This window comes from Paenibacillus vandeheii, from assembly GCF_030433635.1.
Lineage (GTDB): Bacteria > Bacillota > Bacilli > Paenibacillales > Paenibacillaceae > Paenibacillus > Paenibacillus vandeheii.
In genome coordinates this window covers 265,405-288,229 of the sequence record NZ_JAROCD010000006.1, presented here as the reverse complement: position 1 = coordinate 288,229, position 22,825 = coordinate 265,405, and the positions used below count along the sequence as shown (strand labels likewise).

Below are 22,825 nucleotides of genomic sequence, written 5' to 3'. Positions count from 1 at the left end.
ACGTATTAATGCGGATGGCGTTGGGTGACTGTCCAGTGTCTTTTTTATGTCAGAAAAAGATGGAGCGTACAGCTTCATATCCGAAGTACAGGCCAAATCCGATCAGGCAGATGCCTGAGATGATGGAGATCCAGCGCAACACGGCTTCGTTGCTGTGTTTATGAAATCGACTGGCCATGCCAGCCATGATAACGTCCCATACAAGAATTCCTATGAATATACCAGAGCTGTATAGTAGCAGATGAGCCGTATCGGTATGCTTCACGGTTGTAGCAAGAATAGAGCCGTAAATTCCGAGCCAGAATAAAATATTCAGCGGATTGGATAAGGCCATCAGGAAGCCAGAGACAAAGGATTTTCCAACTTTCGCTTCTGCTGTAGAAGAGGTCTGAATGCCGTCTTTTATCTTGGACAGTGTTTCCACACCGGTATACACCAGAATAAAGCTGCCAAAAGACCAAAGAAAAGAGCGCATGAACGGCGTGTCCAGAAAATGGGCAACTCCAAAATAAATCAGGAGCATGTACACCAGATCGGCAAACATGGCTCCGAGACCCAAAATCCAGGCATGCATGAATCCATGGCGGGCCCCTCGATCCAGCTGAGCAGCATTAATCGGACCAATCGGAGCTGATAGCGAAATTCCCAGAATAATATAACTGAACAGTACAGACATATACGCGTTCACTCCTTAACGGGTTAGACGACTTGTACCGTAAGTCACACACATATGGGTACAAGTCATCGTATTCCCGTTTGGAGCCAATTAGAACAAGCTGTCCGTACATTGTAATGTTATTGCATTAAACGCTCGGAGATTCCACATCTAATTGAACAGGAGTGCAATGGTAACCGTTGCACACACTCTCTTCGCATGGACAAGCAGACAAACCGATGATCAGATCCATTAAGGCTTCCATCTCAACATAATCTCCGGCACTGGATTCGGGGGCAATCACATCAATTTTTCCCTCACCGTCTACAACAGAATTCATAAACAGGTTGAAAGGATAATGTTGATCCGGGGGGACGATGCCGAACGGTTCCAGGGCCGTATTCAGATTATGATAACAACTGGGATGATTTTTTTTATCATACAAGACCTCATACATTTCCGGACGACAGGCCGAGTTGAAAAAATCATGAATACCTACAGTTTCTTCGACAATGGAAATGAGAGGTTCATACCGGTTGGAATACAGACATTGCCCCGGTTTAATCCTGTAAGTGCGTAGCACATCGAGTGTTACGCCGGGATCGAGCCGATTATTGATATTTTGCGCATCATAAGCGACAAAATCAACCACCTGCTGTCCCTCCAAATCGGTTATACGAATCCGCGACCCTTTTTTCACTCTAAGCGCATAGCCTGTTTTGGCAGGAATATGAATGGACTGCTTATAAAAACCGGTAGAATTCATCCGTATTTCCTCCGATGTTTTTAAACTCAGTATGCGGAAATGACGTTACTTTCATGCACTTAATGAGTGATGTAGCCGATGCTTCTAAAGGGTGTGAGTATCTTGAATTTATTGCAAAAATGTTAAAAACTAAAATTAAATTTTATAATGGAAACAGTGGATTACCTTTCATTCCGACCCAAAGTTCGGATGATTCCAGCTGGCCAGCCAGATGAAGTAACCAATCTTCACGGCCTTTTGTTGCCATAATTTGTACACCCATGGGCAGCCCTTCAGGAGTCAGATGCACAGGAACACTCATGGCAGGTTGACCCGTCAGATTTGCGAGCTGAGTGAACGGTGTGTACGTGAGACTTGGTTCAAACATCTCGTAAATCAACTGCTGCTGCTGGCTCTTGTCCAAATCGCTAATGCGCATCAGATACTGAATCTGTTCATCATGAGGCGTCAGTTCTCCGATCTTGGGTGCTGGAAAAGCATTGACAGGTGTGACATAAAAATCATAACGTTCAAACAAGGTGGACATTTGGGCTGCGGCAACATCCCACTCCGCCAGACTATGTACGAATTCGGCAGCGGATACTTTTTTGCCGGCTTCGGCCAAAACCCAGGACTCGATCTCCATATCATCCGATGTAAGCACTCTGCCCATAGAACGTTCCATGGAAGAGATCATCGCCGCCATTTCACCGCTGTTCATCATGTAATAGTTCTCCATCAATTTGACACCATTCACCGGACTCAGTTTTTCTTCAACTTCGTGACCTTGTTCTTCCAGCCAGCGAACCGTCTTATATACCGCTTCTTTGGCTTCATCACTCACAGGTGTACCTACAGGTGAAGCTGTCGTGTAAGCGATTTTCAGTTTGCGTTGATGAGGATAGTTTATATCAGCCAAATAGCTTCCCGGAAAGAGGGGAGCATGAAATGCCGCCTCGGGTTGAATGACTTGCAGTGTATCCAGTAAAGCAGCGCTGTCGCGAACAGAGCGGGATAGGGCAAAATCAATCGATGCACCCTGCCACTGACGACCGACCCCCGGCCCTACGGGTGTACGTCCACGTGTAGGCTTGAGTCCGAACAATCCGCTGAATGAAGCAGGGATTCGGATTGAACCGCCGCCATCACTGGCTCCCGCAAGCGGTACAATACCCGAGGCTACTGCGGCAGCAGCACCTCCACTTGAACCACCTGGCGAGTGATTGGTATTCCATGGATTACGACTTGGGCCGTGAAGACGGGGCTCGGTAATATTTTTCAGACCGAATTCCGGCGTGTTGGTATGACCAATGATAATGAATCCTGCATCACGCAGGCGGGAAACGAAATTGGAATTCCGTTGTGCACGATGCTCACGGAGAAGACGTGAACCCGAGGTGAGAATTTCACCCTCCATGGATTGGGATATATCTTTTAAGAGCAAAGGCACGCCTGCAAAAGGCTGTTCTCCCGGGCGAACCATCCCCGCTTCCTGACGTGCACGTGTTTCATATGTACGAATAACCGCGTTAAGCTGCGGATTCACTTCTTCCAAGCGAGCATATGCCGCTTCCAGCAATTCGACCGGAGATATCTCCCTGGCGCGAACCAATTCAGCCAAACCTATGGCATCGTAGGATGTATATGAAAATGATGAAGATGGAGACATAATGATCGTTCCTCTCTAAATTGACTTGATCTACTATTCCATATGTCATCGTACCACCGGAATAGTGAAAAGACAAAAGGCACTGTACATCTCAATGGATGTGCAGTGCCTTGACTAATTATTTTGTAAGAAATTCAATCAATTCGTACGAATCTTGGGTGCTGCGTCAGCCGGACTCGCTGAGCGTTCCTGCTGCTTGGAGATGGCGAACAACGCAATCCAGATGAGGATGAACCCAACCAGCTGCTCCCAAGTAATTAGCGTACGGAATGCAATCCAGTTTACCAGCACACCAGCCATCGGGAAGCTCAGTTCCGCAAGCGTGGCAACAGAAGCTTTGGTGGAAGAGAGGCCTTTGTAATATAACAGAAGACTCAGCAGTCCAGGCAGCAATGCCTGACCTAGAATATTAAGTGCCACAGCTGCCTGTTCACCTGTAGCCGATGGGAATGTCCAGGCAGCCCCTTCGTTCCACGTCATAAAGATCAGCAGTGGCAAAGCGACGACAAAGCGAAGGGAGGTAACCGTCTCATAACGGGTTTGCCCCAGCATCAGCCGCCCCATAACCGTTGAACCGCCCCACAATGCAGCGGCTCCCAGCGATAACAGGCTGCCAGCATGAACCCAGTTGTCCCAGTTCCCAAGAGGAAGGGTAAATCCGAACGTAAGCAGGTACGTTCCTGCAAGTGCTATAATAAATAGTCCACCGAAGCGGCGTGGCAATGTTTCTTTTAAGAGTAACTTAGCCAGAACAATCGCAAATAACGGCTGCATCTTTTGCAATAACAAGACGGTATTGGGATCGTTATGTGTAAGCGCAAGAGTAAATAATACCGTAGCGAGAGCAGATCCTCCCCAGGAGATAAAGATTACGGCAATCCAGTGACGTGCACGCAGGTTTTTCAGATCAGCACGGAACTTCCACAGGACGGGAATCGCCACAAGACTGACAATAATATGTTCCACCAGCACAATCTGAGTGGAGGTCATCGTTTTGAGCAAAATAATACGAAACAGTGGATCTACACCCCACAGGGCGGCTCCGAGTACGACGAGCCAAAATCCGGTATTGCTTCGTTCCTTACGATAAACGGTTGATGCAGTTTGGGTCTTTTCCATATTCAGGACTCCTTCGTCAGAACACGGAATCTTCAGTTGGCAAAATCGACAAAAGCCCCCGTTTTGGTATACACCAAATAAACGGGGGCTCAATCATTGACATGTCATACGGAAAGAAGCCTATCCGTAAAGGCATGCCAATGTGTTGATCTTCTCTCATCCGGACTGTACCGTCGGCCTTGGAGTCACACCAAGTCAGTCGCTGAATGACCTAAGTTGAGTCAAACAGCGAGTCGCGGGCTGGTTCCGAAGAACATCACCGCCGGTTGGGAATTGCACCCTACCCCGAAGATCCTATTCAATTATATGTGTATTGAACAAGCTGTAACATTAATAAGTTCATCTTATTCCTGTAAGCGCTAGCAGTTCAAGTGTTTTTTTAGAATATGATATTCCAGCTTCCTTGTTGTCTGCGTAGTAATACAATCTGACCTGCATGATAGGCATCGTGAAGTATCCAGCGGGCAAGTTCATGTGCCCATTTTTCATTCGTATCCATGTAAGGGGCTTCGAGGTCGGAATCCTCTAATGAAGCGAGCTGATCACGAAGCTGCTCGGCTAATTGTGTTGTATTTTGCATAAGCGTACTCCAGCCAGCGGTGTCGGAAGGGTCCCCGGAGTCTCCGAAGGTAGATTCATTGTTTTCGGCAGGTGTAGCGGAAGGAGGTGTGCCCTGAATGCGACTCAACAAACGAAAATTGTAATAATACATATGGTTAACCAACTGCCAGATGCTTGATCCACCGGTTGATGGAACCCAGGCTGCCTGTTCGGCAGTCAGTCCATCGAGCGCCTTGGATAAGGGCACAATCCAATTACATTGGTCCCAGGTGTCATCTTTCTGAATAAGCAATAGTTCTGTTGCTGAGGTAGTCATTAATTTTTTCCTCCCTAAAATGAATTCATGGTAACTAGCTAAACTTCTTAAAAGTGGTTACAATTAATATAACCTAAACTTGAATGAATGTAACTATCTTTTTGATTTTAAATGGTTACATTTTAGCGGAGGTACTATGGATAGACTATGGACTGATTTTGTGAACAGTGATTATCATGACTGGCGTGGCGGAGATCGTTCGGAGGACAGGCTTGGCAAAACCGAATGGCAGGAAGCATTCATTAAACAATGGCAACTGAACGCGCCTATACCTGCTTCTTCCGAAGAAGAGGGGACTCTGAGAAGCTTCAGAGGCGAATTGCAGGCTCTTGCAACTCGTTTATCTGCTGGAAACCCATTATCGGACAAGGACCGGGAATGGCTTAATGCCGTGATGGGAGAAGGTGAGGTTACCAGAAAGCTGTACTCTGGAGAAGAGGGACTGAAACTTTCGCTGGTTCCTGTAAAATTTCATTGGCAGCAGGTTATGGCTGAGGTCGCAGCTGATTTTGCCGTCACAGTGGTTGAAGGGGATGCAGGAAGGATTCGAATCTGTGATAATTCGGACTGCCGATGGTTTTTTTATGATGATACGCGCAGTCGGACCCAGAGATATTGTGATGACAAGATGTGCGGTAACCTGATGAAAGTTAGAAGATTTCGGGCAAAACGGAAGGTGGATCAGCAGAAAGAGTAAGGTATATGTATAGAATGTGTTATTTGCTGAACTTTGCTGTAGACAGGGAATTATTCGAAGGGATTTCTTTGAATTCAAAATTGCATGTTTCCATTTACTGCTATATAATGTATATGTACTTAAAATAATTTAGTAGATTATTCAGTTAGTCATTCATTCAGTCAGAGATCAACATCCGGGATTCAAGCGTATATCCAACAAAAAACAATGATTGGAGATGTGTCTTGTGGGGACAAGTTATCTACTGAAAAACGGTTGTGTATTGTCTATGGATTCGTCGGTAGGGCAGTATAAGAGGGCGGATGTGCTAATTGAGGATTCTCTTATTACTGCCATCCAGCCCGATCTGAGTTGTATGGAAGCGGAAGTGATAGATGCATCGGAGATGATCATACTTCCCGGACTTGTTGATACGCACCGGCATGTGTGGGAGTCGCTCGTAAAAACAGCGGGAACCAACTGGTCATTGCCGGTCTATCTGCAAAACCTCTACTATGGGGCAATGGGAAGCAAACTCCGCCCACAAGACGGCTATATCGCCAATTTGTTGGGTTCTTTGGAAGCGCTTAATGCAGGCGTAACCACGTTGCTTGACTGGAGTATGCCCTATTCAACAGAGCACACGGATGAGCTGATTCACGGACTTCAGGATGCAGGTATTCGGGCGGTTTTCGCTCATGGCGTACCCGGTGAGACACCCTACTGGAACAGAGAGAGCCACCTAACCTATTCGAATGATGTGAGAAGGGTCAAGGAACAGTATTTCTCTTCACAGGATCAGTTACTGACGTTCGGTCTTGCCATTCGTGGTCCAGAGTTCAGCCATTGGGATACCACGGTGAAGGAAATTCAGCTTGCCCAAGAGCTGGATGCGATATGTTCGATGCATGTTGGCTTTGGAAGCTGGGGATCTGTAGATCGTTCGATAAGTAAAATGTATGAAGCTGGTTTACTGAGTCCGAGTCTGAACGTTGTACACGGAAATACGATGGATACGGATGAGTATAAAATGCTGGCCGATAGCGGTGCCTCACTGTCCGTCACACCGGAAGTGGAAATGATGATGGGGCATGGGTATCCGGCAACGGGTTACTTTCTTGAAAATGGAGGAACGCCAACGCTTGGTGTCGATGTTGTAACATCAACGGGTGGGGATATGTTCTCCCAGATGAAATTTGCTCTTCAAGCAGAGCGTTCCAGGGGGAATGAACAGCTTTTACTGCAGGGTGAAATGCCTGGTGAGCTTAATCTGCAATCCAGTCAGGTTCTGAGATTTGCAACTTCTGCCGGGGCGAAGGCTCTGGGACTGGAGCGGAAGATTGGCACGCTTACTCCAGGTAAAGAAGCCGATCTGATTATGATCCGAACCACAGACCTTAACCTGTTCCCGGTGCATGATCCGGTTGGAGCCGTCGTTCAATTTGCCAATCCATCCAATGTGGATACTGTGTTTGTAGCAGGTCGGTTGGTGAAGCGCGAAGGTAAGCTGCTGTATGTCGATCTGAATGAGGTCCGTCGAAAGGCTTTGGCAAGCAAGGAATATTTGCTATCTCAATATCGGATGTCGGATGCAGAGCGAATTGTATTTTCATAAGTTTGGTGTCCCATGTGAATGAAAGAGAAATTCTCTTACGGAATGAAAAGAGTAGATGTTCTCATCTGTCTAATAGATCTGATAGCGTTTCAATCGAAGGGCCGCATAGGGAATATGCGGCTCTTTAACTTGCGTTTTATTGTAAACCACGCAAAGTTAGCTAGGAAAGGACAGCGGAATAAGGCGAAAAGATCCTTCATTTGCATCAGTACATCTAACAACGAACAAACAATAATAAGACTGAGAAAAGAACCCTAAAAAAACTGCGTATAATATAAATTATACGCAGTTTTCTTTTAAATCGATTTTCCTATTCATCCCTGTCCAACAGATCATGATAAATTTCGTCTGTAACGCACAAAATATACTATGATTTAAAATTAATTTAACAAAGCAACGCGACAAAGTGTAGAAATCAATAGTTTTTTATAGTTGGTCGTTAAGATAGAACAAACGACTTTTTCATAGAACAGATGAACCCAACAAAAATATCTGAAGTAAAGAGACACATTTTATCATTTTCAATACGAGAGGAAACTGTGTATGAATCAAAACCAGAATCGATCTTCCCTATTTAGAAAAAAGCCGATTGCCACCGGTGATAACGAAAGAAACATGTTGAAAAGGGTACTGGGCCCCTTAGATCTGATGACTCTTGGGGTAGGTGCGATTATCGGTACGGGAATTTTTGTATTAACAGGTGTTGCTGCTGCAACATATGCAGGTCCTGGTTTGGTACTGTCTTTTCTGCTGGCAGGTATAATCTGCGCCTTCGCTGCATTGTGTTACTCCGAGTTCGCATCCAGTGTGCCTGCTTCGGGAAGTGCGTATACATATAGCTACACCGCTTTTGGTGAAGTCATTGCCTGGATTCTCGGATGGGATCTTATTCTGGAGTATGGATTTGCGAGTGCGGCTGTGGCCAGCGGTTGGTCAGGATATTTTCAAACGTTATTGTCCGGATTCGGATTGGAATTACCCCATGCGCTCACCAGTGCATTTAATCCGGAAAAGGGAACCTATTTTGACATCACCGCAGCGATGATTACGTTAATCATTACATTCCTGCTCACCCGAGGCGTAAAAGAGGCTGCACGTGCCAATGGAATCATGGTGGCGATTAAAATTATCGTGGTGTTGATCTTTATTGGTGTGGGTGTATTCTATGTGGAGCCGGATAACTGGCAGCCGTTCCTTCCGTTTGGAATGTCAGGGGTAACCGCAGGGGCGGCAACGGTATTTTTTGCTTATATCGGTTTCGATGCTGTCTCTACAGCCGCTGAAGAAGTGAAACGTCCACAACGGGACTTGCCCATTGGTATTATCGCGTCCCTTGCGATCTGTACCGTTCTCTACATTGTTGTATCTTTGATTCTGACAGGGATTGTACCTTATCACATGCTGAATGTGAGTGATCCGGTTGCCTTTGCCTTTGAATTTGTACAATTGAAAGGATTGTCATGGATTGTTTCACTTGGGGCCATTACAGGGATTACCACTGTATTACTTGTTATGATGTATGGTCAGACACGTTTGCTTTATTCCATGTCACGGGACGGTCTGTTGTCTCCGGTATTCTCCAAAGTCAGTGGCAAAAGCCAAACGCCTGCTATGGGAACTTGGGTTGCTGGGATCATCGTCGCTTTATTCTCGGGTTTCATCTCACTTGGCCACCTGGCGGAGTTAACCAACATTGGAACACTGTTTGCGTTCGCGGTTGTGAGTCTGGGCATTATCGTGCTGCGTAAAAACAACCCGGAACTGAAAAGAGGATTCCGTGTGCCTCTCGTTCCACTGATCCCTATTCTGAGCGCTGTTGGCTGTATGTATCTCATGACACGTCTTGCGGCTCTGACCTGGATTACGTTCTTTGGCTGGTTAATGATTGGTTTAATCATTTACTTTGCCTATGGTCGCCATCACAGTCACTTGAATCCGGCACGGCGAATTTCGGACACGTTCAAAATAACAAAAAGAAAGTAGAAGTCATAGCTTAAGCCACATCGTAGAAACATCGTGGGAGGCATCGTGATGAGTTATTAAATTTATTTACAAAACCAGGTTTATATTTAAATGTAGTCAGCTAATTAGTCTCATGCTGCGTCGCCAAAGCGACGTGGTATGGGGCTTTTTTTGTAAGAGCAGTTCATGCATTACGAAAAAAAGCAGGGATGGATAGGGAGAGCTATGGGTGTCTAATACGTGATAGATCTGTCATTGTCAGCGGAAACAGGGTTGCGGTCAGGGCAAATATGACATATATTTGGGGGTGTGACATGCCATCAGACATAGGAGAGGGGATGTATCATGGACACACCATTACATATCAATCAGTATCACCGAAATTCGAATTTCGGCTTTGCTTTGGCTGACTCATCCGTGCTTGCTGAAACAAAGCTAATCATTTCACATCCAGAAGACAAGAACGAATTTCAGTTGGAAATTGATCCGCAGCGCCGTTTGAAGGATGGACGCAAAGTGTCGGTTGTAGCGCAACATATGGATACACCGCTGGATCGAAAAGATGCCATTATCGTATATGGAGAAGAGCTGGGGTTTGTACAATATACGGTTGTCTTGGGACCAAACAGTACATGTTCACTCGCTCCTATTGAAGGAATAGATCATCCGATCATATTGAATTGGGCTGATTTTGCAGAAGGAGAATACGAACTGCGAATTTCCTTGCACATCAAAACACCACGTATTGCAGAGGGAGAACTGGAGCCTGAACAGCATGTCATGGTGAAATATGCTCAGGTCGTAACCGTAGCGATCTGTCTGTTTCCAGCTGAAGCTGTGCAGATGAGTACAGCACCGGAAGCTGTATGGACACGGGAGAATCATATATTTGACTCCTACGGAAGTGGTGGCTTCATTCTCGCAGATCTGCCTCGTATGGAGAAGCGTGTAGAAGAGCTGATCGGATCTGGAAACCATAATCTGATTGAACAATTCGGTGAGGGCGACCTTTCGGACACCTTGCTGGAAGAAGGTCTAATGGCGATTGTCTGGGGAGTTACGCCATGGTGTTATTCAATTTTTTCGGCCCCGGATGAAGATTCCAGAGCCAAACTTTCGATAGACAAGCTGGGTGATGAACCTCAGACCACGGGAATATACCGTGTGCATCCCGAAAGTAAACAATTAAGCATCGTGCCCGTGAACGAATTGGCTGATTGGTCATCCTGTTCAAAGAAAGAATGGCCTGTAATCGAGGTTGCGGGTGAAGGAGAGACGCTGCGTATGGATCTGTATGTTCAGATCTGTGAATCCGTGAATGGACTGCATGAAAATCCATTGCCTTCATTTGTACTCACTCGTAGTAAAGGACAGCCCGAGGCGATTATCCCACTAATCGATGTCGTAATTGTAGACTAATAAATAGAAGTGTGGTGACGAACATAGATGTTGACCGAAGAGATTCAGGAGCAATACGCCGATGAGCTTGAAGCTTTTCACATATGGATGAAAGATGCAGGTTACACGGAACATACGGTAAAATCATACACAGGTGACGTTGCTGAATTTCTCGTCTCTATTAATGGAAAGTCACTGGAACAGGTTAAAAAGCTTCATGTGTTATCCTTTTTGTCCCGAGCACGGGAACGCGGGGTGAGTGATTCGACGCGGAATCGGAAACACGCAGCTGTGAACTGTTTTTATAAATCATTAATTGAACTTGAATTGGTGACCAATAACCCCGCTTTCGGGATCAAGAAGTCCAAAACCGAGCAAAACCGTGCCCCCGTCTTTCTTGACGAAAACGGTTTGGAACGATTTTTGCAATCGGTCGAGGGAAAGTACCGTACACGAAACCTGGCTATTTTTCTGTTAATGGGATATATGGGATTGCGGGTCGGAGAGGTACATGCCTTGAATTGCAAAGACTATAATGTGGAACGGCGTACGCTGGATGTGTTCGGTAAGGGCCGGAAATGGCGTACACTCCCGGTGCCTGAGACGGTTGCTGAACTGTTATCCCAAGCTCTTCAGGAGCGTCTGGATCCGTGGAGGGCGAAGGAAGAGGCATTGTTCGTCTCGCAAAAAGGGAAACGGTTGTCGATTCGCAGTATTCAGCTCATATCAACTGAAACCTTTGAACGTTTTCAGCAGGAATCCGCCTCCAATCAGCGTATAAACTATTCCAGTCACAAACTGCGTCACTCATTCGCGACCATGATGCTTAGACGCGGAGCAGACCTGCGAACGGTGCAGGAGCTGCTGGGACATTCCTCCATTCAGACCACTACGGTATATACTCATGTAACCAGCCGCGAGAAGGAGCAAGCGATGGCCTTGCTGGATGTCAAACTTCCTGCATTTGTGGCTGAAATGTAAAAGGTATGCTTCGTTTATAAGAAGCAAGAGAAGCCTGTCCACGTGACAGGTTTTTTTCATTTTGGTGTAGAGAAGTAATAATACATTTAATGGAAGTGTGAGAAATGAACAATAATTACGAAACGAATTTGTTTTTTTATTAACAGAATAATTATTATGTAAACTAAAATGTGAAATCAAGGTTACTACATGACCAATGAACCACTCGAATCCTCACAAGGAAGCCAAGGAAGATACAAGTGGTTCTTTAGTTATACACCTTATGTTAGGTGCTCATTATACAATAACGCGATCAGTCAGAAGCCTGATTTATTCCAGTCCGGCAATCTGTTCCTTTAATTTGTTCGCGGAGGCCTGGAAAGCGACTTTCTCCGTCTCATTTAATGGAAGTGGCAGAATCTCACGCACGCCATTGCGATCAACTACACATGGAACGCCCAGATATACATCGGATACACCATTATAATCTTCCAGTAATGTGGAAACGTTCAGTACGGAGCCTTCGTTGCTCAGAATAGCAGCCACGATACGGTCCAAAGCGAGCGCAATTGCATAGGAAGTAGCTCCTTTGGCATTAATAATCTCATACGCCGCATTTTTGGTCCGGTCAAAGATATCCTGCTGTGTTTCTTCATCCAGCTCCAGGTCGGTTCCTGCAACGTTAGCGAGGCTCCATACCGGCACTTCGGAATCGCCATGCTCCCCGATAATATGAGCGTGAATGCTGCGTGGATCAATGCCTTTGTTTTTACCAATCAGATAACGGAAGCGTGCACTGTCCAGTAACGTACCAGAACCAATTACGCGAGAAGCAGGCCAACCGCTTTGTTTCCACGAGGTATAGGACAAAATGTCTACAGGATTCGTTGCGATCAACAGAATACCATGGGAATTAACCTCGGTAATACGTTCAATGATCTCTTTGAAAATGCTTGCATTTTTCTTCAACAGGTCAATTCGAGTTTCTCCTGGTTTTTGGGAAGCACCCGCAGTAATAATAATGATGTCTGCGTCTTTGCAGTCCGAGTAATCGCCTGCCCATACTTTTACGCCTCCGGTAAATGGGAGTCCGTGGTTCATATCCAGCATTTCGCCGGTCGCCTTATCATGATTCACATCCACAAATACCAACTCGGACGAACGCTGTCTTAACATCAGCGTGTATCCCGTTGTTGTTCCCACCGCACCCATGCCTACAATAACGACACGACTTGGTTTGAGCGCTGCACTGTTTACCATTTTCATATCCTCTCCTTTTTGGGGTATACTTCCATCCATATTAAGGGATAAGCGTGTGAAAAGCGAGCCGTGTCTATAAACCTTCTCACATTTCATGTCTATTTGCGGAAGATTTCGTCGAAAACCTGGTTAGCGTTCCGCAGAAGAAGCAGGTGCAGCCAAAAGATTGCTTTCACCTTCGAGAGAGTGGAGATGAGCCTTTTCGACATCGTTTGTGGTAGAATAGGAGCAGTGGATTCAGATGAATCGTAAAAACAACATGAATGGACAGGCATGCGCGCCTGCTTATTGTTTGAGAGAGGTGGAAACCACTTGCGTTCGCAATGGATCAAAATCGCGCAGACAGCACTGCTGTCTATCGGTATAGCTGCTCTGCTGGCTGCTTGCACCGATTCGGGACAGCCCCCAGTGGCAGAGCCACCGCAGGAGCAAGAGGATAACGGGAATATGGGCCAGACATTAACTGTTGTTCCCCCCGCAAACAGTACACAATCTGCGGATACAGCCAAATATCAAATTCAGACCCGTTTAACCGATTTCCAGCTGCTTAACGGGAATGGTGGATTAGCATGGGGAGTGACACGGAACGCCCTGCGTCTGTATTATACTCAGGATCAGGGAAGTACCTGGACCAACATCTCACCTTCCGAAAACGTACAGTTTCCGGCTAACCCGCAATATGGACAAAGCATTTATTTTGTAGACAGTACACATGGATGGATTGTTCGTGAAGGCATGGGCGGAACAGATACGATGGTTCTTCGGACCAACAACGGAGGAGCTAGCTGGAGCCTTTCCTCCTTGTCGAAGACAGATAAGGTGACTGCCATCACATTTGTATCTCCTGAAAAAGGCTGGATACTGACCACTGTGGATACTTCCATTGGCAAGCAAGACAAGAAATTGTATGTTACCGAAGATGGCGGTATTACCTGGAATCAGATGTCGTCGAGTGACGAGGACGGCAAACCAGCATCTGCAGAGATTCCTACACGGGGTTATACGACAGGTATGACTTTCTCGGACTCGGATCACGGGTTCTTGACTGCTCTGGAGTTCGGTACACCGAAATTGTATGTTACAGCTGACGGTGGCCAACACTGGAAAGCGGGACCGTCGTTCTTTGACCGAAACAAATTTAACGGGTGTGGTAATTTTAACATTAGCTCGCCGCAATTTTTTGGACGGGAAGCCCAGACAGCCTGGATGTCGATATCCTGTTCTCAGGGGGAAAGCACCAAATTCAACGGATTTTTCACCACCAATGGCGGAGAGAGCTGGCAATTATCAAGTTTCAGTCTGAATAAACAAACCGGAATCAATCGTGGTCTCACTCCTACATTTCTGAATCCCTTGGAAGGCTGGGTCATGCAGAAAGGCAAGACATATCACACCAAAGATTCAGGTAAAAACTGGAAGGCGCTTCCTGTAAGTGAAGTGTTGGAAAAGATTCTCGAAGACTATCCGGAGATCGTCAAGCTTCAGATGGTTTCTTCGAAACTAGGCTGGATTTTGGTCGAAAATACGGATGCCAAAAGATCACTGTTGCTACAAACAATGGACGGTGGAGTACGTTGGAAAGTACTATAATTGCGTTGAAATTAACGCCTATTGAAGAGGAACCTGCGGGTTTCTTTTCATTTTATTTACTTTGTGAATTAAATCACAATAAATCCCTTCAAATGATGTTATATTGAATTCAAGAAGAGATGGGAGTGATGAACATGAGAACGAATGAACAAGCTCAATTCACGCAGGCGGACGAGTTAACCAGATACATGCTCCAATTATGCTACACATGTGATGATGCCAACCGTTGTACAACCGAGGAAGAAGTCAAAGCCTGCATGGCAAAATATGCACAGGCTAACGAAACGGAGCAGGTTGAGGGTGGAGAAGTAACTAGAGGTTTCATGGACCTGATGTACGCTTAGGCTTATAGGAAGAGTGTAAAGTATGCAGTGTTCTAAATATTGAAGTTAGATCATCAAGGAACGGCTCCGAACGGGGACGTTTCTTTTTTTGATATCTTAAATAAACACAGTGATTGAGTTACGCTTTCGAAGTTCGCAATAAGGGTATCTCTACCATGTGAATAGCCTCTTTTTCCTAAATATAGGTTGTAGTTTAGTTGAATATGGTTTTTCGTCCATACACCAAACTAACCACATACGTACGTTAAACTATGTCTATAGGGAGGTGTCCACACAATGAGCAGTTCAGAAGAGAAAAAGCGGTCTAAGAGAAAAAGGGTAACGGCATATCCTTGTAAAACTAAAAGAAAAGAAAGCAAAGTGAAGGTGGGTAAAAAAATAGTTCGGGTAAAATGTCCGCCGCCTAAAGTAAATATTATTACGCCTACGGTTACTGGTCCAACAGGACCACAAGGTATTCAGGGCGCACAGGGAAATCAAGGTCAGCAAGGGGTACAAGGACCAACCGGAGCTCAGGGGCCAGCCGGAGGCCCTCCAGGTCCACAAGGACCTGGAGGTCAACCTGGTCCAGCGGGAGCTATGGGTCCACAGGGGCTGGCGGGTCCAGCTGGACCGATGGGCGTGCAGGGTATTCCTGGGGAACAAGGAGTTGTGGGTCCACAAGGGCCGCAGGGTGTGCCGGGCCCGGTTGGCGCCATTGGACCGCAAGGCTTTCCTGGTGCGACTGGGGCCACGGGCACAGCTGGTGTTGCAGGTCCAGCAGGTGTCACCGGAGCCACGGGTGCTGCAGGAGTGGCAGGTCCAGCGGGTGCCACCGGAGTCACCGGTACTGCAGGAGTGGCGGGTCCAGTGGGTGCCACCGGAGCCACGGGTACTGCAGGAGTGGCAGGTCCAGCGGGTGCCACCGGAGCCACGGGTACTGCAGGAGTGGCAGGTCCAGCGGGTGCCACCGGAGCCACGGGTGCTGCGGGAGCTACAGGTGCAGCTGGAGGCGTTCTGGGATTTGCTGATTTCTTTGCGCTGATGCCTCCAGATAACGCAGCAACCGTTGCTCCAGGTACGGATGTAAGCTTTCCTGAAGATGGCCCTACGAGCGGAACAACAATTACTCGAACAGGACCTAGCTCATTCAATCTAGCAGCAATAGGCACTTATCAGGTGCTGTTTCAAGTGAGCATAACTGAAGCCGGTCAACTTATTCTGACCCTCAATGGAGCTGATCTGGCTCCCACGGTAGTTGGGAGAGCAACAGGAACGTCTCAGATTGTAGGGGTAGCCTTAGTACAAACGACCGTTATTAATTCAATCCTGACCGTACGGAACCCCGCTGGTAATTCAACGGCATTAACGATTACCCCTCTTGCAGGCGGAACACGACCTGTATCAGCACACCTTGTCATCACACAATTAGCTTAAATTGAATCAAAAGCTTATTGCTTGTCTGGGATCTACTTAGATCTGCAATCAGAATGATGACACCAGTAGCCTTTGACTGAGATAGCGGTCATTCATCGGGCTGTTACCTCAGTTGGAGCCAACATTGGATTTTTAAGGAAAGTAGAACGGGATGATCTGTGCTACATACCTGGCTCATTTGGATTAAACAAAGGCTTACAGGTTAATCAGATCTCACGTCAATTTCAATCTCGATAACAATTTCCCTGTTCATACGCATATATATTACAGAAGACGGGTCAAGACTCCGGCTGTCCTAGGTTTGATGAACGGAGGGGAGAGACATGGGCATTGAATCATCCTGGATGTTTGATTTTTTTGGAACCGTCTTTCCGGTAGTATTTGTCCTGATTATAGGTATCGTTCTGCTGTCGGTAGGGAAAGAAGTATGGAGATGGGGCCGCAATAACTCAGAGCCTCTGCTGACCGTACCTTCACGTATTACCAGCAGGAGGATACAGATGAGTCAGTCGCACTCCGAACCAGGAAGTACAGCCCGTACGCTTTATTACATCACTTTTGAAGTGGAGAGCGGGGATCGTCTCGAATTCAAGGTGAATGGTGATGAGTACGGCTTGTGCGCCGAGGGAGATGAAGGTCGACTCTCTTTCAAGGGAACGCGTTATGTAGGCTTTGAACGCTACAATCGTTTGTATTCAGAGCGTGTACGCGGATAAACCGGCTGGCTTGCGCCACAGTGGCGTAAGCTTTTTTTAATTTCTTTTACGGACAAGCGTTTCTTAATGGGGCTAACGTGTATTTATATAAGAGGAGACTTTGTTCAATTTATGGTCCATAATCAGTCAGTTGTATGTAAACTTATATGATGAAAGCACCATCTCAATAGAGGAGGAAATGATGATGTCATTTACAGATCAAGTTGTGGTTGTGACGGGAGCAGCCCAGGGAATTGGGCGAAGCGTGGCTGAGGCCTATGCGGTTGCAGGGGCTAAAGTCGTACTTGCCGACTATCAGGAAGCGGAAGGGGCAGCAGCGGCAGCTTCTATTCGCAATGAAGGCGGAGAAGCCATTTTTGTCCAGTGTGATGTACGTCAAGAGAAGGATATAACGAATCTCATTCAAACTACAATAGACGAATTTAAACAGATTGATGTGCTCGTCAACAATGCAGGTGTTTCCAGATGGAAGTCTCCCTATGAGCTAACGTTGGAAGAGTGGGACGATATACTCAATACGAATGTGCGAAGTTGCTTTCTCGCAAGCCGGGAAGCGGCCAAACATATGAAGCACAACGAAAATGGTGGGGCAATCGTGAATATGGCCTCAACACGTGCGTTTATGTCAGAGCCGGAAACAGAGGCCTATGCTGCGTCCAAGGGTGCGATCGTGGCGTTGACACATGCGATGGCGGTCTCATTGGGCAAGGACCGAATTCGGGTCAATTGTATCAGTCCGGGATGGATTGAGACAGGCAATGTTGAGAAATTGAAGCCAGAGGACCATGAACAACACCCGGCAGGACGAGTGGGCGTTCCTTCGGATATCTCCCGCGCTTGTTTATATTTGTCCGATCCGAGCAATACCTTTGTCACAGGGACCAACCTGATTATTGACGGGGGCATGACCCGAAAAATGATATATGAGGACTAGTACCGGGATTTTTTCGGTCGATTGTAAACTTTTGAAAACATAGCAGAAATAAGCCCAAGTTAAGCACTTGGGCTTATTTGTTTTTGATAACTCGGTTGCTATAATAAATGTGATTTTACCACAGTACAGGAATGGAGGGAGAATATGTTCGGGAACTCATCCCGGAAAGTGTTTTGGCTATTACTGCTGATTGGAGGGATTATAATGACAGGCTTTGAATCTACTGCTGATGCTGACGCAGATATACGAGCAGCCTGGGTATGGCAGGCCAAGTCTGTCAGTGATGGAGGAAATGAGCTGCTGGAGAATGCAGCTAAACATAAGATTAACAGACTGTATGTGAATGTGGATATGAATCTGTCACAGGAGGTCTATCATACGTTTATATCCAAAGCCAGCAAGGCTGGAATTGCAGTTGAAGCTCTTGGAGGAGATCCGTCATGGGCAGTGAGTGGTCGTGAAGGTCCGATGCTCAAGCTGGCGTCCTGGGTGAGCAATTACAATCTGGCTGCAGAGCCGGAAGAGCGATTTGACGCCATACACCTGGATATCAAGCCCTATGTACTGCCACAGTGGAAAGAAGATGCCAAGCCGCTGGTGCAATCCTGGGTTGCCAATATGAAGCTATTACAGGAAAACGTGAACCAGGCCGGGGCGGTTGAAGTGAATGTTGACTTGCCTTTTTGGCTGGATTCTTACACTGTGACGGGCAGCAGAACGACTGATGATGCGGATAACGAGTCATTGTCACACTGGTTTATCGGACAATTTGATCATATTACGCTGCTCGCTTATCGTGATAGTGCGCAAGGAAACAATGGAATTATACGTTTGGTAGAACAGGAAATGATATGGGCCGACGCCAGAAATGGTTCTATTACTGTTGGGGTAAACACCAAGCCGATGCCTGGGGAAGAGTTCACAACGTTTGCCGGCAAAGGTGCGACGCAATTGGAGAGTGTCGTAAAGGAGGTAGCCTCCGCATTCACGGATCATGCTTCCTACGCAGGTTCGGCTGTGCATGACATCGTGTACTGGGGGCAGCTGGAGCCAGAGGAACAGCCTGAACCCGAGAAACCGACCAATCAACCGGAAATTCGGGGAACCTACATCTGGCAAGCTTCTCAGGTTACGAATGACGGGGGAGACCACATTCTGGAGTTCGCCAAAGCGCAAAACATTAATTGGTTATACGTGAGGCTTGATCTGGATCAACCGTATTCCAGTTATCGCAGTTTTGTGAAACGTGCTCAGGCTCAAGGCATTGAGGTCCATGCCATGGGTGGCCATCCGATCTGGGGCAAAAAGGAGAACCGGCCACGGATACAGCGCTTGATCGATTATGTGAAAAATTATAATGCTGAATCTGAACCGGATGAACGTTTTAAGGGCATCCATCTTGATATCGAGCCATACACCCTACCTGAATGGGAATATGATCGGGATACATTGCTGACCGAATGGGCGGCCAATATTGCTTATTTCCATGATGAGACGAAAAAGGACAGTGATCTGGAAACGAGTGCCGATCTGGCCGTTTGGCTCGATACGTTACCGTTACCGGGGAAAGACATGTCTGTCAGTGAATACATGATCACAACACTGGATCACGTATCTCTAATGGCATTCCGTAACATTGCTGAAGGCTCCAATGGAATTGCGGATGTCGTTAGTCAGGAAATGAAAATCGCGGACCTTCTGGGTAAATCACTGTTGATCTCGGTGGAGATGAAAGAGAATTTTGAAGGCAGACATATTTCATTTTATGATAAGGGAGCAGCGGAAATGGAACGTCAGCTCGCTCTGCTTCCAGATCTGTTGAGCGAGTATAAAGCCTATAAAGGCAATATCGTTCATGCTTACGATTACTGGATTCAAGCCAAGCCCTGAATAGGCGGGTTATATAGGAAATGTTTTGTCTCGGGACTTCACATAGGGTGAGGTTCCGGGCTTTTTTTATGGCAAAATGTGAAATTGTGTCACCGAATGGGCGTCTGCACAATACGATATACGGTGATGCAGAGGTTCAACAAGGGAGGAAACTGGATATGGCTGTTATTAAAGCCAACTCGGAAGACGTCAAGCTGCTCGCTAGGCTGATGAGAGCGGAGGCTGAAGGTGACGGCGAACAAGGCATGCTGCTTGTAGGCAATGTAGGTGTAAACCGGGTGCTGGGTGATTGCTTGGATTTCGGTGATATTCGGGACATTAATCGAATGGTATTTCAGAATCCGGGTGGCTTCGAGTCCACGCAAAAAGGGTACTTCTACCAACGGGCAAGACAATCGGAAATACGCCTGGCGCAGCGTGTAATTAATGGCGAACGCTTCTGGCCAGCCAGCAACTCTCTGTGGTTTTTCCGTCCTGTGGGAGAATGTCCACCAACTTGGTATGACCAGCAAAATACAGGCCGCTTCAAGGCGCATTGTTTCTTTAGTCCAACAGGCGAAGACTGTCCGTCCGTATATTAAATTTGGGGAGGAATCACAATGATTAACCAGCCTTATCAACAAACACAGGTTATGGGTCAGCAGGCCAATTCGCAAGTTATGGGCCAACAGGCCAATTCGCAAGTGCAAGGGACGTCTTATAAAATCGGTAACGGTATGCCCATGATGTCGCCAACACCAGGCATGGTCTCACCTAGCTCCACAGGCGGCGTACCTCCGCTCGTATCCAGCGGTGCCCCAATGACTACTACAGGTGGTGTAGTAACAACAACTGCACCGCAGTTTGAACAGTCCTACATCGAAAATATCCTGCGGCTCAACCTGGGCAAATGTGGAACGTTCTACATGACTTACGAAGGTAACAAAGAGTGGAACGCCCGCATTTTCCAAGGCATACTGGAAGCAGCTGGTCGTGACCATATCATTATCAGTGACCCGAACAATGGTAAACGGATTATGCTTTTGATGGTCAACTTCGACTACGCTACATTTGATGAGCCGTTGTTGTACCAATATCCAGGTGTGATCGGGAACTATCCGCAACAACCAAGCAGACGCTAATCTGCAGCGAAAAACAAAACATAATATAACATGACCCTACACAGGCTGTCTCTAATGTGGATGTTATTCCGCAAACGGGACGGCTTTTCCTATATTATGATATAGAACATAAATTTAAATAAAATAAAAACAAGTCGAAAGTAACCTTTTTCTCAGATCAGGGCACTTAAAGATAAATACATCATGCAGCAAGTACACAGGAAGGAGCAAACACATTGAAGAACTGGATCGATGGAGCACTTCAGGGGGAAGCCGAGGCTTACGAACAGCTGATGACGAAATTCCGGGGTATGGCACTGGCTGTCGCCTATCAAAAATTAGAGGACATGTTCCTGGCCGAAGATGCGGTTCAAGAGGCGTTCACAGAGGCCTTTGCCAATCTGTCCAAATTGGACAATCCGGATGCTTTTCCCGGGTGGTTCAAAGTCATTGTGGAGAGACAATGTTATCGTCAAATGAGGCGTAAACAGCATGTCACCGTTCCGGTTATGGAAATTCAGGATCTATTCCAGGAAGAGGATCAGGCTCATAATCCTGAAGAACAGGCTTTGAAAGGAGAGGTGCATCGTCTCCTGCGAGAATCAATTTCGATTTTGCCATCTTCCATGCAGCTTGCGGTTGAACTGTTTTATTTTCAGGGCTATTCACTCAAGGAAATGTCAGAATACCTCGGGGTCAACGTGTCGGCGCTAAAAAAACGGCTGTATGATGCCAGGTCCAGGCTCAGACGTTCACTGCCTGTGGCGGATGTAATTTCAGTATTTACTGATCTATATGAAGGAGGAAAAGGGATGCTTCACATTATGAATGGTGACCATGCGGCAGATCGATTAAGACAAAGCGGGATTCAAGGTGAGATTCTGGTCTGGAGAGAGCTCTATACTTTTGGACCGTTAACGAGAGAAATGAGGAATGAGAAGGCTCGAAGCGAGCGTGCACAATATTTGGAGCAGCACTTGGGTATACCACAGACTGAATATTTGAGAATTAAGGAACTTGAGCAAACGTTACAAGCATTCCATCAATATAAAGAGATCGTTCTGTGGTTTGAGTATGATCTCTATGATCAGGCGATGCTATCGTACTTGCTGCACTATTTCAAGGAACAGGATCTACGGGATACGAAGCTGAATCTGTTATGTATCGATGCCTATCCGGATATTGAACATTTTCGGGGCCTGGGGCAACTTACACCATCACAGATCGGACGTTTATCAGGTACCTGGCACGTGATGGGGGCAGAGGAAATCCAGGCTGGCAGCGAGTTTTGGACAGCGTATGCATCATCTGACATTCAGGATCATAAGGACTACTTGCTGAAAAACACATCGGTGCTCCCTTTTGCACACACGGCATTCAAGGCTCACCTGTCTCGTCTGCCTTCTGTATCGAACGGACTGGGCGTGATTGAGCAATCCACACTGGAGGCCGTGAGAGAGGGCGTAGACAGCCCTTATCCATTGTTCAAGCATGTTGGAAACCACCTGCATATCCTGGGAATGGGTGATCTGGAGTACTGGGCTCATCTGAAGAGAATGACGGAGGAACCTCATGCATTACTTCAATTAAACGGTGTACAAGCCTTTCCTGACTTTCAGCAGCAGCATGACGAATTCCGTCACAGTGTCTTGTCTCTGACCGATCTGGGTGTTCAGGTGCTGAATGGAGAAGCAGATTGGACGCTATTAAGAAAAGATAAATCCTGGATTGGTGGTCTTCAGATTGGTGAAGGCAATGACACGCCTTGGCGCTGGGACACCGTTAATGAGACCGTAGTGATTCTGTAGAGGTGAGATGGCAGTAGAAGCAGAATAAAAGCAATAAGAAGCCGGTGAGCGGCAGATAGGCGTGCTGTCCAGTCGTCATCCATAGTGTCCA

General features: G+C 46.7%; 20 protein-coding genes and 1 riboswitch. Of the genes, 14 read left to right on the top strand and 6 right to left on the bottom strand.

Annotated features, from left to right (window positions below):
- Positions 1-49 precede the first annotated feature (49 nt).
- The 5 genes from P5G61_RS13860 to P5G61_RS13840 all read right to left on the bottom strand — a co-directional run bounded on the left by P5G61_RS13860 (position 50) and on the right by P5G61_RS13840 (position 5,065).
- Positions 50-676, bottom strand: a complete 627-nt coding sequence (locus tag P5G61_RS13860; RefSeq protein WP_079344564.1) for a LysE family translocator — start codon at positions 674-676, stop codon at positions 50-52.
- A gap of 127 nt (positions 677-803) precedes the next feature.
- Complete coding sequence (locus P5G61_RS13855) at positions 804-1,421, bottom strand: DUF1989 domain-containing protein (protein ID WP_301247076.1); 618 nt, start codon at positions 1,419-1,421, stop codon at positions 804-806.
- Positions 1,422-1,563: 142 nt separating this feature from the next.
- Complete coding sequence (locus P5G61_RS13850; RefSeq protein ID WP_301247075.1) at positions 1,564-3,069, bottom strand: amidase; 1,506 nt, start codon at positions 3,067-3,069, stop codon at positions 1,564-1,566.
- Positions 3,070-3,207: 138 nt separating this feature from the next.
- Positions 3,208-4,188 carry a DMT family transporter gene (locus P5G61_RS13845; RefSeq protein WP_301247074.1) on the bottom strand — a complete coding sequence of 327 codons (981 nt, stop codon included), beginning with the start codon at positions 4,186-4,188 and terminating at the stop codon, positions 3,208-3,210.
- 144 nt (positions 4,189-4,332) lie between these two features.
- Positions 4,333-4,485: riboswitch (FMN riboswitch) on the bottom strand.
- An 82-nt stretch (positions 4,486-4,567) separates the two neighbouring features.
- Complete coding sequence (locus tag P5G61_RS13840) at positions 4,568-5,065, bottom strand: DinB family protein (protein ID WP_301247073.1); 498 nt, start codon at positions 5,063-5,065, stop codon at positions 4,568-4,570.
- Positions 5,066-5,201: 136 nt separating this feature from the next.
- Between P5G61_RS13840 and P5G61_RS13835 the strand changes: the two genes are divergently transcribed.
- The 5 genes from P5G61_RS13835 to P5G61_RS13815 all read left to right on the top strand — a co-directional run bounded on the left by P5G61_RS13835 (position 5,202) and on the right by P5G61_RS13815 (position 11,697).
- Positions 5,202-5,762 (top strand): CGNR zinc finger domain-containing protein, encoded by a 561-nt coding sequence (locus tag P5G61_RS13835; protein ID WP_301247072.1) that lies wholly within the window; start codon positions 5,202-5,204, stop codon positions 5,760-5,762.
- A 226-nt stretch (positions 5,763-5,988) separates the two neighbouring features.
- Positions 5,989-7,356, top strand: a complete 1,368-nt coding sequence (locus tag P5G61_RS13830) for an amidohydrolase family protein (RefSeq protein WP_301247071.1) — start codon at positions 5,989-5,991, stop codon at positions 7,354-7,356.
- 543 nt (positions 7,357-7,899) lie between these two features.
- The gene (gene bcaP, locus P5G61_RS13825; RefSeq protein ID WP_435874163.1) at positions 7,900-9,339 is read left to right on the top strand and encodes a branched-chain amino acid transporter BcaP; all 1,440 of its coding nucleotides are present in this window, start codon (positions 7,900-7,902) and stop codon (positions 9,337-9,339) included.
- Positions 9,340-9,663: 324 nt separating this feature from the next.
- Entirely contained in the window at positions 9,664-10,737 is a 1,074-nt protein-coding gene (locus P5G61_RS13820; protein ID WP_301247070.1) for a hypothetical protein, read from the top strand.
- 27 nt (positions 10,738-10,764) lie between these two features.
- Positions 10,765-11,697, top strand: coding sequence for a tyrosine-type recombinase/integrase (locus tag P5G61_RS13815; protein ID WP_301247069.1), 933 nt, complete (start codon positions 10,765-10,767; stop codon positions 11,695-11,697).
- 309 nt (positions 11,698-12,006) lie between these two features.
- Here P5G61_RS13815 and P5G61_RS13810 read toward each other — a convergent pair whose 3' ends face one another.
- Positions 12,007-12,936 carry an L-lactate dehydrogenase gene (locus P5G61_RS13810; protein ID WP_301247228.1) on the bottom strand — a complete coding sequence of 310 codons (930 nt, stop codon included), beginning with the start codon at positions 12,934-12,936 and terminating at the stop codon, positions 12,007-12,009.
- 312 nt (positions 12,937-13,248) lie between these two features.
- Here P5G61_RS13810 and P5G61_RS13805 point away from each other — a divergent pair, with 312 nt between their 5' ends.
- From P5G61_RS13805 to P5G61_RS13765, 9 genes are all read left to right on the top strand, one after another.
- Entirely contained in the window at positions 13,249-14,526 is a 1,278-nt protein-coding gene (locus P5G61_RS13805; protein WP_301247068.1) for a VPS10 domain-containing protein, read from the top strand.
- A 134-nt stretch (positions 14,527-14,660) separates the two neighbouring features.
- On the top strand, positions 14,661-14,870 hold the full coding sequence (locus tag P5G61_RS13800) for a hypothetical protein (protein WP_301247067.1): 210 nt from the start codon (positions 14,661-14,663) through the stop codon (positions 14,868-14,870).
- Positions 14,871-15,146: 276 nt separating this feature from the next.
- Positions 15,147-16,286, top strand: coding sequence for a collagen-like protein (locus tag P5G61_RS13795; protein WP_301247066.1), 1,140 nt, complete (start codon positions 15,147-15,149; stop codon positions 16,284-16,286).
- A 323-nt stretch (positions 16,287-16,609) separates the two neighbouring features.
- Entirely contained in the window at positions 16,610-17,002 is a 393-nt protein-coding gene (locus tag P5G61_RS13790; RefSeq protein ID WP_024632039.1) for a DUF2500 domain-containing protein, read from the top strand.
- 184 nt (positions 17,003-17,186) lie between these two features.
- On the top strand, positions 17,187-17,936 hold the full coding sequence (locus tag P5G61_RS13785; protein WP_301247065.1) for an SDR family NAD(P)-dependent oxidoreductase: 750 nt from the start codon (positions 17,187-17,189) through the stop codon (positions 17,934-17,936).
- 204 nt (positions 17,937-18,140) lie between these two features.
- Positions 18,141-19,826 carry a hypothetical protein gene (locus P5G61_RS13780; RefSeq protein ID WP_301247064.1) on the top strand — a complete coding sequence of 562 codons (1,686 nt, stop codon included), beginning with the start codon at positions 18,141-18,143 and terminating at the stop codon, positions 19,824-19,826.
- Between the two features lie 158 nt (positions 19,827-19,984).
- Positions 19,985-20,407: a cell wall hydrolase gene (locus tag P5G61_RS13775; RefSeq protein ID WP_301247063.1), complete on the top strand. Its 423-nt coding sequence runs from the start codon at positions 19,985-19,987 to the stop codon at positions 20,405-20,407.
- An 18-nt stretch (positions 20,408-20,425) separates the two neighbouring features.
- Positions 20,426-20,947: a spore coat protein GerQ gene (gerQ, locus tag P5G61_RS13770; protein WP_435874160.1), complete on the top strand. Its 522-nt coding sequence runs from the start codon at positions 20,426-20,428 to the stop codon at positions 20,945-20,947.
- A 215-nt stretch (positions 20,948-21,162) separates the two neighbouring features.
- Positions 21,163-22,734, top strand: a complete 1,572-nt coding sequence (locus P5G61_RS13765; protein ID WP_301247062.1) for a sigma-70 family RNA polymerase sigma factor — start codon at positions 21,163-21,165, stop codon at positions 22,732-22,734.
- The last annotated feature ends 91 nt before the right edge of the window (positions 22,735-22,825 follow it).